General features: G+C 64.0%; 15 protein-coding genes. 11 read left to right on the top strand and 4 right to left on the bottom strand.

Annotation, left to right across the window (positions count from 1 at the left end; all coding sequences use genetic code 11):
• Positions 1–9: 9 nt before the first annotated feature.
• The gene (locus IMZ29_RS02490) at positions 10–468 is read right to left on the bottom strand and encodes an Lrp/AsnC family transcriptional regulator (RefSeq protein WP_216180232.1); all 459 of its coding nucleotides are present in this window, start codon (positions 466–468) and stop codon (positions 10–12) included.
• A 213-nt stretch (positions 469–681) separates the two neighbouring features.
• Between IMZ29_RS02490 and IMZ29_RS02485 the strand changes: the two genes are divergently transcribed.
• From IMZ29_RS02485 to IMZ29_RS02450, 8 genes are all read left to right on the top strand, one after another.
• Positions 682–1938: a D-amino acid dehydrogenase gene (locus IMZ29_RS02485; RefSeq protein ID WP_216179997.1), complete on the top strand. Its 1257-nt coding sequence runs from the start codon at positions 682–684 to the stop codon at positions 1936–1938.
• 73 nt (positions 1939–2011) lie between these two features.
• Positions 2012–3526 (top strand): ATPase domain-containing protein, encoded by a 1515-nt coding sequence (locus tag IMZ29_RS02480; RefSeq protein ID WP_216179995.1) that lies wholly within the window; start codon positions 2012–2014, stop codon positions 3524–3526.
• Entirely contained in the window at positions 3519–5573 is a 2055-nt protein-coding gene (locus IMZ29_RS02475; protein ID WP_216179992.1) for a hybrid sensor histidine kinase/response regulator, read from the top strand. The genes IMZ29_RS02480 and IMZ29_RS02475 overlap by 8 nt, the downstream gene beginning before the upstream one ends.
• A 61-nt stretch (positions 5574–5634) precedes the next feature.
• Positions 5635–6006: a hypothetical protein gene (locus IMZ29_RS02470; RefSeq protein WP_216179989.1), complete on the top strand. Its 372-nt coding sequence runs from the start codon at positions 5635–5637 to the stop codon at positions 6004–6006.
• Between the two features lie 160 nt (positions 6007–6166).
• Complete coding sequence (locus IMZ29_RS02465) at positions 6167–6517, top strand: hypothetical protein (RefSeq protein WP_216179986.1); 351 nt, start codon at positions 6167–6169, stop codon at positions 6515–6517.
• A 114-nt stretch (positions 6518–6631) separates the two neighbouring features.
• Positions 6632–8179 carry an EAL domain-containing protein gene (locus IMZ29_RS02460; RefSeq protein ID WP_216179983.1) on the top strand — a complete coding sequence of 516 codons (1548 nt, stop codon included), beginning with the start codon at positions 6632–6634 and terminating at the stop codon, positions 8177–8179.
• Positions 8180–8349: 170 nt separating this feature from the next.
• Entirely contained in the window at positions 8350–9171 is an 822-nt protein-coding gene (locus tag IMZ29_RS02455; RefSeq protein WP_216179980.1) for an alpha/beta fold hydrolase, read from the top strand.
• Positions 9172–9331: 160 nt separating this feature from the next.
• Entirely contained in the window at positions 9332–10279 is a 948-nt protein-coding gene (locus tag IMZ29_RS02450) for a Bug family tripartite tricarboxylate transporter substrate binding protein (RefSeq protein WP_216179979.1), read from the top strand.
• Positions 10280–10300: 21 nt separating this feature from the next.
• Here the strand turns inward: IMZ29_RS02450 and IMZ29_RS02445 are convergent, their stop codons facing one another.
• The 3 genes from IMZ29_RS02445 to IMZ29_RS02435 all read right to left on the bottom strand — a co-directional run bounded on the left by IMZ29_RS02445 (position 10301) and on the right by IMZ29_RS02435 (position 12777).
• Positions 10301–10837, bottom strand: coding sequence for a DUF4303 domain-containing protein (locus IMZ29_RS02445; protein WP_216179977.1), 537 nt, complete (start codon positions 10835–10837; stop codon positions 10301–10303).
• Between the two features lie 129 nt (positions 10838–10966).
• Positions 10967–11467 carry an aromatic-ring-hydroxylating dioxygenase subunit beta gene (locus tag IMZ29_RS02440; protein ID WP_371820078.1) on the bottom strand — a complete coding sequence of 167 codons (501 nt, stop codon included), beginning with the start codon at positions 11465–11467 and terminating at the stop codon, positions 10967–10969.
• The gene (locus IMZ29_RS02435; protein ID WP_216179974.1) at positions 11464–12777 is read right to left on the bottom strand and encodes a Rieske 2Fe-2S domain-containing protein; all 1314 of its coding nucleotides are present in this window, start codon (positions 12775–12777) and stop codon (positions 11464–11466) included. The genes IMZ29_RS02440 and IMZ29_RS02435 overlap by 4 nt, the downstream gene beginning before the upstream one ends.
• Positions 12778–12973: 196 nt before the next feature.
• Between IMZ29_RS02435 and IMZ29_RS02430 the strand changes: the two genes are divergently transcribed.
• The 3 genes from IMZ29_RS02430 (at position 12974) to IMZ29_RS02420 (ending at position 15549) form a co-directional block, all read left to right on the top strand.
• Complete coding sequence (locus IMZ29_RS02430) at positions 12974–13471, top strand: V4R domain-containing protein (protein WP_216179971.1); 498 nt, start codon at positions 12974–12976, stop codon at positions 13469–13471.
• On the top strand, positions 13446–14198 hold the full coding sequence (locus tag IMZ29_RS02425) for a GntR family transcriptional regulator (RefSeq protein ID WP_216179969.1): 753 nt from the start codon (positions 13446–13448) through the stop codon (positions 14196–14198). The genes IMZ29_RS02430 and IMZ29_RS02425 overlap by 26 nt, the downstream gene beginning before the upstream one ends.
• 181 nt (positions 14199–14379) lie before the next feature.
• A complete protein-coding gene (locus IMZ29_RS02420; RefSeq protein ID WP_216179966.1) occupies positions 14380–15549 on the top strand; it encodes a type I restriction endonuclease in 1170 nt (389 codons plus the stop codon).
• Positions 15550–15652: the final 103 nt, after the last annotated feature.

The raw sequence follows: 15652 nt of genomic DNA, 5'->3' as shown, positions 1-15652 counted from the left end.
CCCGGCGCATCACAGATGCTCCAGCGGCAGCGCGGTCGTGTACTTGATCTCTTCCATCGCAAAGCTCGAGCTCACGTCAAAGAGCTCGGCCACCTTGATGAGCTTCTTGTAGACGCGGTCAAAGCCTTCGATGTCCGGCACGACCACCTTGAGCAGGTAATCGGTGTCGCCGCTCATGCGGTAGAACTCCATGACTTCGGGCATGTCCTTCACGCCGCTTGCGAAGGTGTTGAACCACTGCAGATCGTGGTGATTGGTCTTGATCGACACGAAGACCGTGACGCCCACGCCCACCTGCCGGCTATCGAGCAGACAGACCTGCTTGCGGATCAAGCCGAGCTCATGGAGACGCTGGATCCGCTTCCAGCAGGCCGTGGGCGAGAGGCTCACCTGCTCGGCAATGTCGGCCACGGGCTGGCTGGCGTCCGTTTGCAGGAGCGCGAGGATGCCATGATCCTTCTTGTCCAGGGCCTGCGCCCCGGTGACCGAGGCCTTCTTGCTTTTTGACGGTTCTGACACGAGCATCCGGGCGAGTCGATTTCTTGGCGAAGCGCCCGCCACCGTCGCCCTGCACGGGCGCGACAGCGAGCAGTCCCGGCAAGTATACGCGTGCCCGGTGGTCGCGAGACCGATCCCGGCCACACGTCATTTGATCCAACAAATTCCTCACGCATTGCACTCATGAAAACTCTCGTTCTTGGCGCCGGCGTGGTCGGCACGACGACCGCCTACTACCTGCACCGCCTGGGCCATGAGGTTGAGGTGATCGAACGCCGCGATGGCGCGGGCCTGGAGACGAGCTTCGGCAACGCAGGCGGGCTGTGCCCGAGCTTTGCCGGCCCCTGGGCCGCGCCCGGCATGCCGCTCAAGGTGCTGAAGATGATGCTGCAGAAGAACGCCCCGGTGCGCTTTTCGCTGCGTCCGGACGCCGAGCGGCTGCGCTGGGCGCGCCAGTGGCTGCGTGAATGCAATGCGCCGCGCTTTCGCGTGAACAAGGCCCGCATGCAGCGCGTGGCCCACTACAGCCTCGCGTGCCTGCGCGAGCTGATGGCAGACACGCCCCTGCGCTTCGATTACCACGCGAGCGGCGTGCTGCAACTCTTTCAGACCGAAGCCGAATGCCAGCTGGGCGACATGTCGGCCAACACCCTGGCAAGCCTGGACATCCCGCATACGGTGCTCGATGCCGAAGGGGCGCGGGCCATCGAGCCCACCCTGCAACGCGCCACGATCAACATTGCCGGCGCCCTGCACCTACCGTCCGATGCGTCCGGCGACAGCCATGCCTTCAGCCAGGCCCTGGCTGCCTGGCTGCAGCAGCAAGGCGTGCGGTTCCGTTACGGCACGGACATCCAGCACCTGATCCGCGAGCAGGGCCGCGTCACTGGCGCGCAGACCGCCGCCGGCCCCATCCACGCCGATGCCACCGTGGTGGCCCTGGGCAACCAGGCGCCACGGCTCGTCGCGCCGCTGGGCATCGCCCTGCCCGTCTATCCGCTCAAGGGCTATTCCATCACCGCCCCCGTCACGGATCCCGATGCGGCGCCCACCGTATCCGTGATGGACGAGCACAACAAAATCATGATCTCGCGTCTGGGCAACCGCATCCGGGCCGCGGGCATGGCCGAGCTCGTCGGGCATGATGTGTCCCTGAGCGCGGCCGGCAAGGCCACGCTGATCCGCGCCGTACGCAGCCTGTTCCCCCACGGCATCGACTACGAGAACGCGAGTTTCTGGGCAGGCCTGCGTCCCATGACGCCCGACGGCCCGTCGATTCTCGGCGAATCGGGCGTGCCTGGCCTCTATCTGAACGCGGGCCACGGCTCCAATGGCTGGACCCAGGCCTGCGGCACCTCGCGCATCGTGGCCGACATCGTGAGCGGACGCACCCCAGAGATCGACATGGAAGGCCTGACGATCGCGCGCTACCGCCGCTGAGCGGGGTTCTACGAGAGGGCGCGTGTTACCCTGACTCCCCGCTTCCCCCCCCACGAACCGCCTGGAGTCTCCGATGGCCGCCATTCCCGACTTGCTGCCTGTCGCGCGCACGGGCGTGCCTGGGCTGGACGACATCCTGTCTGGCGGATTGACCCAGGGCAATCTCTTCTTGCTGGAAGGCAACCCCGGCACCGGCAAGACGACGATTGCCATCAGCTTTCTGTGCGCGGGCGTGGAAGCGGGCGAAACCGGCCTGTACGTGACGTTGTCCGAGACCGAGCGTGAGCTGCGCGCGGGCGCGGCCTCCCACGGCTGGGAGATTCCGGCAGGCGTGACCATTTTCGAGGTGGTGCCGCCCGAAAGCCTGATCGATGCGGATCAGCAGCAGAGCCTGCTCTACTCGTCGGATCTCGAACTCGGCGAAACCACCCAGCTGATCCTGAAGGAGTTCGAACGGGTCAAGCCACAGCGCGTGGTACTCGACAGCTTGTCGGAGATCCGGCTGCTCGCGCAGAGTTCGCTGCGCTATCGGCGGCAGATTCTCGCGTTGAAGCACTACTTCTCCCGACACGGCGCCACCGTCCTGCTGCTGGACGATCTGACCACGGATGCGTCCGAGAAGACCGTGCACAGCATCGCGCATGGCGTCGTCAAGCTCGAGGAGCTGTCGCCGGACTACGGCGCGGAGCGGCGCCGACTGAAGGTGTCCAAGTATCGGGGGCGCTCTTACCGGGGCGGCTATCACGATTTCACCATCCGCCAAAGCGGTGTCTGGGTGTTCCCTCGTCTGGTGTCCAGTGAGCACCACACCCGATTCGGGCGAGAACAGGTCACGAGCGATCTCCCGGCCCTGGACGCCCTGCTGGGCGGCGGCATCCATCAGGGCTCGAGCACCCTGGTGCTGGGGCCTGCCGGCACCGGCAAGAGCCTCTTCGCGATCCACTTCATCGTCGCGGCGATCCGCCGTGGCGAGAAAGCCGCGCTCTTCGTGTTCGACGAGGAACTCGGTCTGCTCTTCGATCGCTGCCTGGCCCTGGGCATCGACCTGGAGCGCCTGCGCGACGAGGGCAGCCTGCACGTCGAGCAAGTCGACGCGGCGGAGCTCTCGCCCGGGGAGTTCGCCCATCGCGTGCGGGCGCGGGTGGACGAGGCCCAGGCCAAGACCATCGTGATCGACAGTCTCAATGGTTATCAGGCGGCGATGCCCGAAGAGAACGCCCTCGTCCTGCACGTGCACGAGTTGCTGCAGTACCTGAATCGCCAGGGCGCCAATACCTTCCTGACAGTGGCGCAGCATGGCTTGGTCGGAGATATGACGGCACCGGTGGATGTGACCTATCTGGCCGATACCCTGATTCTGCTGCGGTACTTCGAAGCCCTCGGACGCGTGCGCCGTGCGGTGTCGGTGATCAAGAAGCGGACGGGCAGCCATGAGGGATCGATCCGGGAATACCGGATCTCCGGGCAGGGATTGATGCTGGGCGGGCCCTTGACCGAGTTCCAGGGCGTGCTGCGCGGGGTGCCCACGTTCGTTGGCGATGCGGCCCCCTTGCTGGCCGCGGATAGCAATGGCGGGAGCCATGTCTGACACCCAGCCGGGGCTGACGACGCTGGTCCTCGCGCCGGCAGGCCGTGACGCGGCCGTGGCCGTCTCGCTGCTTGCCGAAGTCGGCACGACGGCACAAATCTGTCGCGACGTGGACGAGCTGGCACGGCGGCTGAACCACGATGTCCTGTGCGTGGTCGTGACCGAGGAAGCGCTCGCTCGCGCCGATCTGCGCGCCATCGCGGCCTGGGTGGCGGCAGAACCCGCCTGGTCCGACCTGCCCTTCGTGGTGCTGCGCCAGCGCACCGGATTGCCGGATCGTGCCAGCTTGATGCCCATGCTGACCGAAGCGCTGGGCCACGTCGCCCTCATCGAGCGCCCCTTTCATCCGAGCACCTTCGTCAGTGTCGTCGGCACCGCCATTCGCGCGCGTCTGCGTCAGTTCGATGCGCGTGCGCGCATCGACGAACTGCACGAAAGCGAAGCCCGTCTGCGCACCGCGCTGAGGGCAGGTCAGCTGGGTTCGTGGGAGCTCGACCTGTCCACCCGCGTCCTGACGGTGTCGAGCACCTGCAAGGCGAACTTCGGCTATGCCGAAGACCAAGACTTCACCTACGAGACGCTGCTGGCGGGCGTGCATCCCGACGATCGCGAGCGCATGCAGGCCGCGGTGGCACGCACGATCGAGACCGGCTGCGAGTATGCGATCGAGTATCGCAATATCTGGCCGGATGGCTCCGAGCACTGGGTCGACATCCGCGCCCGCCTCGTTCCCGGCGACGGCGTGAAGCCGCCTCGCATGGTGGGCGTGTCCTCGGACATCACCGCACGGCGCACGTCGGAAGACGCCCTGCGGCGTGTGAATGAATCGCTCGAAGCCAGCGTCGCGGCGCGCACGGCCGAACTCGAACGGGCGCACGCCAACGTGCTCGCCGAGATCCGCCAGCGCGAGCAGACCGAAGAGCTCCTGCGGCAGATTCAGAAGCTGGAGATGATCGGCCAGCTGTCCGGCGGCATCGCGCACGACTTCAACAACCTGCTGATGGCGATCATCGCGAACCTGGAGCTCGCCCGCAAGGAAGTGAAGGCAGACTCCCGGACCCTGCAGCTCATCGATGGCGCGTTCCGCGGTGCTCAGCGCGGGGCAGCATTGACGCAGCGTCTGCTGGCCTTCGCCCGCCAGCAGGATCTGAAAGTCGAACCCGTGCGCATGGCCTCGCTCATCGAGGGGATGGCCGACCTGCTCGAGCGCTCGATCGGCTCGGCCATCGAGCTGCGGATCGAGACGAACGACGTGCCGGCCACCACGATGCTCGATGCCAACCAGGTGGAACTGGCCGTCCTCAACCTCGTCGTCAACGCGCGGGATGCCATGCCCGACGGCGGCGTGCTCACCATCCGGGTGGATACCGCCACCTCGTCTGGCACCAAGGAGCTGACCGCGGGAGACTACGTGCGCGTGACCGTAAGCGATACCGGCACCGGCATGGACGCCATCACGTTGGCGCGCGCGACCGAGCCCTTCTTCACCACCAAGGAGCTCGGCAAAGGCACGGGGCTGGGCTTGTCGATGATCCATGGCCTTGCCCAGCAATTGCACGGCGCGCTGCGCCTGCAGAGCCAGCCTGGCCAAGGGACGGAAGCATCGCTGTGGCTACCCGTCAGCACGCACGACGTGAGTCCCGTGGAACCCGTGGCCGGCGCGGTGGCCCCGGAGGCCGACCCGAATGTTCCCATGGTCATCCTGCTGGTCGATGACGATCCCCTCATCTGCACCAGCACCATGTACCTGCTGGAAGACCTGGGCCACACCGTCCTCACCGCAGGCTCGGGCGAAGCCGCGCTGCGCCTGTTCGGCAAGGGCGAGCACGTGGACGTGCTGATCACCGATTACTCCATGCGGCGGATGACCGGTCTCGAACTGGTTGCCGTGGCTCGCACGCTGCGCCCCGGCCTGCCGGCCATTCTGGCCACGGGGTACGCAGAACTGCCCGATGGGGCCGTCACCACCGTGCCGCAATTGCGCAAGCCCTACCAGCAGCACCAGTTGGTGACTGAAATCAGAAAGGCAGTGGGCGGCGCCAGGTAGCCGAACTGCGGCATGGCTCGTTCGTCCGATGTCAGCCTTGTGAAATTCCGATACATTTCGCATGACGACTCACCAGGACGACACCGCCATGGCCCTCTCTCCCGATATCCTGCAGCAATTGCAACAACACGTCGCCAGCGACCAGGCACTCGCCGCGAACCTGCGCACGGTCAACTCTCCGCACGCCGCCGCCCGGATGCTGGCCGAGACCGCAGCACGCCACGGTATCGCGGCGTCTGGCGAGGACATCCTCGCGTACTTCGAGTCGCAGCTCGCCGCCCACCGGGCAGAGCTCTCGGACGCGCAACTGGATGCCGTGGCGGGCGGCTTTTCCACGGCGGACTGGATCCTCTACAGCGTTTGCGGGTTCGGCATCGGCTGCGTCTACCTGAGTGTCGGTGCCGCCATTGTCGAGGCGGGCAGCTGCAAGTAGCGATCTCGCGCTGACCGAGCCCGTCGCGAGCGTGTGCCGGTCGATGACGATCCCTTATCTGCACCAGCACCATCGACTTGCTGCCATAGCTCGAGCGAGCGATGGCAGCCTCATGAAATCCCCATACATTTCACATGCCTCCATCTGACGCGACGCCACCATGGCCCTCTCCTCTGAAAGCCTCCAGCAACTTCGACAGTACATCGCCAGCGACAAGGCGCTGACAGCAGAGATTCTGGAGGCCAAGACCCCAGAAGCCGCCGCGCAGGTGCTAACGGCCACTGCAGCGCAGCACGGCATCGGGGCGTCCGGCGAAGACATCCTGGCCGATGTGCAGGAACACGTTGCCGCACACACCACCGATCTGACGGACGCGCAGCTGGACGCCGTGGCGGGCGGCACGATCCCCCAAGAGCAGTGGTACATCTTGAGCTATGGCGGCCTGGGCATCGGCTGCGCCATCCTCAGCATCATCTATGCGGCAGATCCCCAGCTGGGCGGCTGCAAGTAGCATCCGGCGGCACCAGCGTCGCCCGGCCTGCGCGGCCGTGGTAAAAACTTGTATCCGAGCCACCGTCGAGCACTCCAGCCTCGACGTGTCTGGGTGCCAGCCGCTGGAGCCTCGATGGATCGCCGCAGCGTTCTCAACCTCGCCACCATCGCCGCCGTCCTGGCGGCCGTCCTGCCGCTCGCGGCGATCGCGTTCTACGCCCACCATCGTGCCGTTGCCCTCGAACGCGCGCACCTGATCGAATACGGTGGCTGGACGCTGCAGCGCGCCGAGCGCAATCTCGATCTCGCCAAGCAGGTGCTGCAGGATCTGGAAGAGGAAGACTGGCCCGCGTGCACGCCCGCGCACGTCGCGCGCATGCGGCAACTCACCCTGGACACGCGCTCGGTGGACCAGATCGGCTTTGCCGAGGCGGGACGCATTCTGTGCACCAGCTGGGGCATGCTGGCCGAGCCCGTGGCGATCAGCCAGCCGGACACGCTGCTGATCGACGGTCATACCCTGCACTTGCACAGCCAGCCAGCCGGCACCACGGCCGCGCCGCAGCTCGGTCTGGCGCGCGGCGCCTACGTGACCTGGATGCGACCGGAGCGCCTGGTGGACGTGCTCACCGACACGCAGATGACGCTTGGCATCGCCACGCGCAACGGCCATCTGATCTCGGCGAGTGGTCCGGTCGAGCCTGCCCTGCTGGATACCCTGCTGCACGACGGCGGCTTCGGCGAGACCAACGACGCGCTGTACGCCGCCACCGAGGATGCGGACTTTCGCGCGTTTGCCATCGCGAGCAATACCGCCGTGCGCGATCGCCTGGATGACGACCTTCTCCTGCTCATCCCGCTCGCCCTGGGCATGTCCGGCATCCTGGTCGGCGTCGTCGTCTGGCTCTCCCGGCTGCGCCTGTCCACCCGCAAGGAGATCGAGATCGCCATCCGGCGCCGGGAATTCACGGCGCTCTATCAGCCCATCATCGACCTGCGCACCGGCCGGTATAAGGGGGCCGAAGCCCTGCTGCGCTGGCGCCGCCCCAGCGGCGAGTGGATCTCGCCCAACGTGTTCATCCCGATGGCCGAGCAGACGGGACTCATCGAACCGCTGACCGACCTGATGATGCAGCGCGTGGCCACCGACATGGCGCCATTGCTCAGCGCCGATCGCAGCCTGCATGTAGCCATCAACCTGTGCCCCGCCGACATCCAGAGCGGCCGCTTCCTGCCGGTGCTGGAAGCGGCCCGTGCGCCCACCGGCATCGAAGCTCACCAGAGCTGGCTGGAGGCCACGGAACGTGGCTTCATGGACGCGGACGCGGCGCGCAGCACCCTGGAGAAGGCTCGCGCCATCGGCTATCGCATCGCTATCGACGATTTCGGCACCGGCTACTCCAGCCTGGCCATGCTCGAATCCCTGCCCCTGGACGTGCTCAAGATCGACAAAGCGTTCGTGGACGCCATCGGCACCCAGGCGGCCACCCGCGTCGTCGTGCCGCACGTCATCGAGATGGCCCACGGCCTGAAGCTGCAGATCGTGGCCGAAGGCGTGGAGACCGAGGCACAGGCTGCGTACCTGCGGACAGCGGGCGTAGATCTCGCGCAGGGGTGGTTGTATGCCAGGGCCATGACGGCTGCCGAGCTGGAGATCTTCTGCGAAAGCCAGCGGGAATGAGCGCATGAATGGGACCACTTGCTGCTATTTGTCCCATTGACATGACAGCAGGTCATTTCCTAGAGTGATCCGCAGGGGGAGACCCACAGCGTCTTCTCGCCCGTCGTCGTGGCTGACGACATCACACGCCTGGCTCTCGCGCAGGTCCGGGCACTCCTGGAGGGATCGCAATGAAGATCGACGTCGGACAGACGGAGCAGGTGACGCTGAACTACGACGTGCAAGGCGAAGGACCTGACGTCGTCATGGTGCATGGCCTGGGCCTGAGCTCCATGAAGACCTGGCGCTTCCAGGTGCCAGAACTGGCCAAGAAGTACCGCGTGCACACCTACGACGTGCGCGGCTTCGGTCAGTCGAGCAACCCTTCAGGGCGCTTCTCCGTATCGCAGCACGCCTACGATCTACACGGTCTTCTGCAAACGCTGGGCTTGAAGCAGGTGATCCTGATTGGTTTTTCGATGGGCGGCTGGATCTCGCAGCAGTTCGTGCTGCGCCACCCCGAGATGGTCAAAGGCCTGGTGCTTGCCTGTACCACCAGTGGCCTGCGCCCAGAAGGCGCAGCGCGCTTCATCGCCCGGGCCGAGCGCATGGAGCGCGAAGGCACGGCCGCCACCGTGGACGAGCAGATCCGCAACACCTTCACCGCCGACACACTCGCCAACGATCCGGAACTGATCGCCTTCTATCGCCGCGAATTCCTCGACGAGAAGGAGAACAACAGCCGTCACTACGCGGCGATGTTCCGCGCGCTGACCGAGACCAACTTCACCCCCCAGCTCGGCCGCATCACCTGCCCCACCCTCATCACGTGTGGCGATCAGGACAATGGCATCACGCGCGGCAATACGCCCACCGACGCTGCCGAGATCCTGCACCAGGGCATCCAGGGATCCGAATTCCAGCCCATTCGCGGTGGCGGTCACTATCCCCATCTCGAACAACCCGAGCAGTGGAACGCCCTCGTCGGCGGCTTCCTAGGCCGCATCGCCTGATCGCTTCTGCGTCTTGAAGGTTCGTCCCATGCGCATCTCAAGCGCTGGGAGGCTCCGTCGTTCGCGTTGTCTGATCACGCTTGGGCACGGCACATCCCGTGCCGGTTGCAGCGTTTGACGACATCGCGCTGTTCATGCTCGTCCCCTGGAGGCACGTTCCATGTCCATCACCAAGCGCCTGACCGCACTCGCCCTCTCCGCTGTCATCATCGCCCCCGCCGTACAGGCCGCCGACTTCCCCACCAAGCCCATCACGATCATCGTGCCCTACTCCGCCGGCGGCGCCACCGACGCCGCCTTTCGCCAGCTGGCCATGGCCGCCGAGCCGCACTTCGGCCGCCAGGTGATCGTGGAGAACCGCCCTGGCGGCAGCGGCGCCGTGGCCATCGCCGCGATGCTGCAGCAGACCGACGGGCACACGGTAAGCGTCATCGTGCCCGTCGTGCAGCGTGCGTCCTACATCAACCAGTTCGGCTTTGACGTGGTCAAGGACGTGACGCCCATCATCCAGGCCATCGGCCTGCAGTACGGCATCGTCGTGCGAGCCGATTCTCCGTTCAAGACGGTGAAAGACATGGTGGACTACGCCAAGGCCAACCCCCGCAAGCTTAACTTCGTGTCGGCCGGCATCGGCTCCGGCGGCCATGTGTACATGGAAGAGCTGGCGGCGGCCTCCGGGGCAAGCTTCGAGCACATCCCCACCAAGGGCGACGCCGATGCCGCCGCCGCGCTGATGGGCAACCAGGTGGACGTGCTCGCCGCCACGCCCGGGGGCTGGTCCAGCCTCGTCCAATCCGGCCGCCTGCGCCTGCTCGCCACGCTGGGCAAGGAGCGCTCCAAGCAGTATCCCGACGTGCCCACGCTCATCGAGCAAGGCTACGACGTGTTCCATCTCACGCCGCTCGGCCTGGGCGGCCCGACGAACCTCGACCCGGAAAAGGTCAAGGTGCTGCACGAGGGCTTTCGCAAGGCCCTGGCAGAGCCGGCCTTCGTGAAGGCCATGGAGGATCGGGAGAACGCGATCCTGTATCTGGGCACGGCGGATTACACGAAGGCCTGGGCCGAGTCGTATGTGACGGAGGGCGAGCGGGTGAAATACATGAAGTGAGGAGGGATCGCGGCGGGGAGATCAGCCCTCCCCGTTTGTGATCCATTGCCTGAATTCCTCGGCCTTCGCTGGGCTGTTCAGTCGGGCAGCCCAGGCGATCTCTTTGTTGGCATCTTCCCAATCCGAGACCGAGAACACGACAAGGTGATCATCGAAAAACCCCTCGGCTCGAAGCTGCGCTAGCGCAGCCACGCAGGCCTCGAAGAGTTGCGCCTGAAACCGCGCGAACTCGTCGTCCGAATGCGGCGCGTCGTGGAATGCATCGATCTCGGCCTGCACCCCGTCAAAGTGCTCGTGACCCCAGAACTCGTACTGCCATTCGGCTGGGCTCCAGGTGTAGTAGAGCGAATCGTCCGGGTCTTCCTCGTGCCTCTGCTGCAAGTGGCTGACGGTGTTGGCCGATGGGCACACCGTCATCGCGCTCTCGTCGGAGTACAACGCGAAGGCGCAGAAGGTGTCTTCGGGATGGGCGGTGCGAAGTGCGGAGAAGCAGGCTCGGGTGGCCTGCTTGATCTGATCCACGAGCTTGCCATGCCGTGCCATTTTCATCTCACTCATGTTGGAGCGAGCAAGTGTAGCGACGCACCTCGCGGTGGGCGTCATTACTGCCCTTGATGATAAAGCCGTCGCAGATACTCTCGACGTTGACACGGCCACGGACTAGCACCTCGTTGCGCGGTGGGCGCCTTACGGTAGCAACTGGATGGCCGGCAGGCTGGCATCGGCGTTCAGCAGCAGCACCTTCTTCATGCGCAGCCGCCAGGCGCCCGGGGGCCCTTCAATCGTGTGATGCGCCGTGGCAGCCAGCATCTTCTGCGTGTCACCCTGGGTCTCCACGTAAAGGAACGGTGTGCGCGTCTCATACACACCCTCCGCGACGTCGCTTGCTACGACTTGAGGCGTCTGCAAGATACGCAGACTACGCACCGCCGGGTGCAGGGAATGCGCCCGGGGATTGGCGTAACGCTGGATCCGAAGCCGCAGCAGAATGAGATCTTCGTAGAGCAACGACGGCGCCTCGTCGCCCGGTGGCTGATCCGCCGACAACGGCATCCAGTACAAACCCGACTCGGCGAAGAGCGCGAGCCACTCCTCATAGCGCCCAGTGTCCAACAGCATGGCCTCGTGATACACGAAGGCCACGAGCTCCGTCTGCAACGCCCCGTTCTGCATCGGTTCCGCGTTCACGCGCTCTCTCCCATCAGAGCCAGCCAGCCGCGATGCTGATTGCGTATGACCCACTCGTTATTGCCACTGTCGATGGAGGCAGGCGTCTGATCGATTTCGCCCTCCTGGTATCCCCGATGCAGGCTGAGCCATTCATTGCCCGAACACAGCAGCGCCCGCTGCTGGCTTTCGAAGAGATGCACGTCATCGTGAGCAACGACTGACATAGGCGAGAACACCAACCGCGCATAGGATGCCGCCCGCTGTCGAAGGCGCGCCGGGCCGTTCTTGGGTGCAAATGCCCACACCTCGACCAGCGTGCGATCCAACGCCAGCGGACGAACCACCCGCAGAATCATGGGCGACGCCTTGGCCGCCAGACTGGGGTAGAGCACCGTGTTCTGCGGAGAGAACTGCAGAATCTCCTTAGCCGCCGCCTCGCCATGACGCGCCTCCAGATCCCTCTGGTAATCCGGCAGCGCTGCATACCCCGTATGGATGCTGAACTTGGTACCCAGCACGCTATGCCCATAGGGCAACACCCGCGCGCCCATCTCCGAGTAGAAGGTGTAGCCGGCGCCAAACGGCAGCAGCTGCTCCATGGCCAGGACGGTGTCGCTGGTCTCGGGTAAAGACTCCGCAACGTCCTTCGCTGCCGCAGCGGCCGATTCGTGCGTGGAGATCGGATGCACCGTGTCGTTGACGTTCTCCAGGTACAGCTTCCAATTGCACTGGATCACATTGCGCAGCGGCTGACCCAACACAGACAGCTCGCCATCCGGCGCCCTCGCCACCATGTTGTCCAGCGTCGCCAGGGCTTCGCCAAAGTAACTAGCGAAATCCGGCCCCTCCTCGCTCAGCCGCACGAAAACAAAGCCCTTGTAGTTCATGACAGCACCCGGCGCGGATAAGCCCTTCCCCGACGGACAGGAGGACAGGTTCGTGCCCTCATAGTCCTTCTTCAGCGGAATGGCGAGCAGCGAGCCATCCAGCCGATACGTCCAGGCGTGATACGGACAACGCAGCACCTTGCCGCAGTTCCCATGGGTGTCGTGCACCAGCAGACTGCCCTTATGAGCGCAACGGTTCATCACCACCGTGACCTCGTCCGCGCTCTTGCGCAGCATCAGCAGAGACTGCCCGGCAATCTCGGTGGTGTAGTAATCGCCGACAGCGGGCGTCTGGCTATCGTGGCCGATGTACACCCAGGCGCGCGCCCAGAGCCGGGTCTGTTCGCGGGCGTAGATGCCTGGGTCGGTATAGAGATCCCGATGCACGCGATCCGGGTCGACAAGGTGCCGGACGTCTTCGAGGGAGGCAGAGCCAGTCATGGGATCTCCAGGGCGGATCATCGGACGACGGTTTCAAACAATATACTGTTCCTAATCTGAGGATCGATCAAGCGTGGAGTGGCTAGATATTTGCCCTAGGATCAGTGCCTTAGACGCACGAGAACGGTATATTGTTATAACGCGAAGATCACTGCGTGCTTGGAATTCGCCATCTCGCCACCACAGGACACACCACATGGCACAGCTACAACAACGCCTAAGGTGGGACGAACCGGCCGGTGCCATCCTGGACGCCGACCGCCGCTACGTCATGCTGCGCGCCGACGTGCTGATGGGCTTGTTCGCCGGCCTGCCACCCGAGCAACGCACCCAGGCGCTGGAAAGCCTCCAGGCGTCAGTGCGCACCCACGGCGGAGCATCGGCCCGCGCCTACCAAGCCAGCGGCGCAGGCGACGCTGCCAGCTTCCTGCAAGTGATGGCCGATTCGGCAGCCGACCTAGGCTGGGGCGCCTGGCGCTTTGAACCAAACGACACAGCGACGCCAACCCTCGCAGTGCAAAACAGCCCCTTCGCCATGGCGTCTGTAGGCAGCGACCGCCCGGTATGCCATGCCATCACCGGCATGCTCGAAGCCGTCAGCGCACTGGTGACGGGAAAGCCAAAGTCATTCCGAGAAACCCGTTGCGCCAGCATGGGCGCACCGTGCTGTGAATTCCAAGCGCAAAGCACGTGAGGCAAAGCCGGTGGACAAGAGGGTAGACAAGAAGAAAGCCGCCGCCGCGCCGCGCAAACCCAATCTGCGCGAACGCGTGTACTGCATCATCCGCGAGCGCATCCAGGCCGGCGTGATCCGCCTGGAAGATCGCCTCGTCGACCACGACATTGCGAAGGAACTTCACGTCTCCCGCATGCCCGTGCGTGAAGCATTGATGCAGCTGAAGCACGACGGCCTTCTCGAAGGCACCGCGCGCGGCTTCGTGCTGCGAAGGTTCACGTTGGCGCAGATAAATGAAATCTTCGAGATCCGTACGCTGCTGGAGCCTCAAGCAGCTGCCTTGGCATCCTTGCACGCAGATCCCAGAGGCTTGGCGGAAATGAGGGCCGCCCTGGAGCAGGCCGAAGCCGCGCACCAACACAGCGACCTTGACGCCTTCATGCGCAGCAACGCCCGCTTCCGACTGAGCTGGCTCGCCATGGTGCCCAACCGCGAATTGGCCAGCGCGATCTCGCGCTATATCGATCACGTGCAAGTGGTGCGACTGGTGACGATGGACGACCCCCAGGTGCGGGGCACTGTCTTGAACGGCATGCAGGGCTTGTATGAAGCTTTCCTGGCTGGCGAAACGGACCTTGTCCGTGGCCGCATGCTTGGGCATTCGCGAGCCGCGGCGGCTTGTTACTACGACGCTTACCAAAAAGTCTTGGATCCGCGGGGTCGGCATCAGAAGCCAGCCGCATGACACCGAGGTGGTTGTCGAGCCACATCGCAGAACGATGGACTGCAACCTGTTCAGACGCACCTATGTTTGCGAGCATTTGCGCGTAGGGCAAGACTCAAACTGCGAGCTAGCCAGACAGCAACCTCGGTAACCAAACTTATCCGCTATCGTTGGATGCCAATTGATGTCGGGAGGCGTCAGCGTGGAAGAGTTCAAACAGCGGATCGCGCAACACGTCGAGCATGTCAAGAACGTTGGCATGCATTGCTCCACCGAGGAGACGACTAAGCAGGCATTGATTCTGCCTCTGCTAGGCATCCTGGGGTTCAACCCATACGACCCCACCCGGGTGCGGGCCGAGTACGGCGCCGACTTTCCTGGCGTGAAAGTGACCGAGCGAGTTGACTATGCACTCTTCACGGGCGGGTTACCCGTGATGTTCATTGAGGCCAAGAGCTACTCACAAGACCTGACCAATCACTGCCCGCAGCTATCCCGCTACTACAACGCAACCCCCGAGGTCACTGTCGCAGCGATCACGAATGGAAGGGAATGGCGCTTCTTCACTGACCTCGTCAACCGAAACATCATGGACCGAGAGCCGTTCATGACGATTCACTTCGATGCGCCACGCGAAGATGCCGCCGAGCAGCTCCATCGGTTCCATCACGATCAATTCCAGCCCGACACTCTGAGAGCACTGGCCGAAGAAAGCATCTACCTTTCTGCTTTTCGATCCACGATTACGTCAATGCTGCGTGAATGTGACCTTGAATTTGTCAAATACGTCGCGAGCCGCGCAAGCATCCAACGCACATTCACGAGCAAGTTCCTGGAGAGCGTTCAGCCTCTAGTCAAGCATGCGATGGCACAGTCCATTAGTGCGATGGTAGCAACCAGCCTTTCAGAGCCGGAGCGTCGGCCGGACGCCCCAGAGCCAGCTGAACCCGACGGCAACGCACCGATAGTTGATCCAGACAACGACAAGATCGTTACCACTGGCGATGAACGCAGACTCTACGACATTTGCTGCGACATCCTGCCTGGCGAAGAACTCCAATGGCGCGACACCGAGACATACTTCACGGTGACGCACGGCGGTCGCTCGAATCGCTGGTTGTTCAGATTCTGGGGTGACCGTCGCAGGCCGACGATCCAATTCATCGAGCCGATCACCGATGCGCATAGGGCTGAGGCGGCTCGAGCAGGTCTGGACATCGGCTCGGGAGGTCAAATTATTCTCGACAAGCCTGAGAACCTATATCGGCTCGCAGGAATGGTGCGAGACGCGTTAGGCTATTGCAAGAACGATGAGAATTTCAGAAGGAGTCGCGGCGCGCGTGACTTGACCGAAAGCGCTGACGACAACTAACTACGACCGCAAGCGCTGGAGCGAATATCTACTGACTCTAAATAACGAGACTAGCCGAAACTTGGGTCGCTTTCCACAGCATTGGGATTGGCAGTGTCAAAAA

It is taken from the genome of Verticiella alkaliphila, assembly GCF_018904615.1.
Classification (GTDB): domain Bacteria; phylum Pseudomonadota; class Gammaproteobacteria; order Burkholderiales; family Burkholderiaceae_B; genus Verticiella; species Verticiella alkaliphila.
The sequence above is the reverse complement of the archived record's forward strand: the minus strand, read 5'-3'. Positions and strand labels throughout refer to the sequence as shown.

Bases quoted from the DNA above. Each gene is read 5' to 3' on its own strand.
- IMZ29_RS02485 (WP_216179997.1), top strand. From the start codon at position 682: ATGAAAACTCTCGTTCTTGGCGCCGGCGTGGTCGGCACGACGACCGCC.
- IMZ29_RS02480 (WP_216179995.1), top strand. From the start codon at position 2,012: ATGGCCGCCATTCCCGACTTGCTGCCTGTCGCGCGCACGGGCGTGCCT.
- IMZ29_RS02475 (WP_216179992.1), top strand. From the start codon at position 3,519: ATGTCTGACACCCAGCCGGGGCTGACGACGCTGGTCCTCGCGCCGGCA.
- IMZ29_RS02470 (WP_216179989.1), top strand. From the start codon at position 5,635: ATGACGACTCACCAGGACGACACCGCCATGGCCCTCTCTCCCGATATC.
- IMZ29_RS02465 (WP_216179986.1), top strand. From the start codon at position 6,167: ATGGCCCTCTCCTCTGAAAGCCTCCAGCAACTTCGACAGTACATCGCC.
- IMZ29_RS02460 (WP_216179983.1), top strand. From the start codon at position 6,632: ATGGATCGCCGCAGCGTTCTCAACCTCGCCACCATCGCCGCCGTCCTG.
- IMZ29_RS02455 (WP_216179980.1), top strand. From the start codon at position 8,350: ATGAAGATCGACGTCGGACAGACGGAGCAGGTGACGCTGAACTACGAC.
- IMZ29_RS02450 (WP_216179979.1), top strand. From the start codon at position 9,332: ATGTCCATCACCAAGCGCCTGACCGCACTCGCCCTCTCCGCTGTCATC.
- IMZ29_RS02445 (WP_216179977.1), bottom strand. From the start codon at position 10,837: ATGAGTGAGATGAAAATGGCACGGCATGGCAAGCTCGTGGATCAGATC.
- IMZ29_RS02435 (WP_216179974.1), bottom strand. From the start codon at position 12,777: ATGACTGGCTCTGCCTCCCTCGAAGACGTCCGGCACCTTGTCGACCCG.
- IMZ29_RS02430 (WP_216179971.1), top strand. From the start codon at position 12,974: ATGGCACAGCTACAACAACGCCTAAGGTGGGACGAACCGGCCGGTGCC.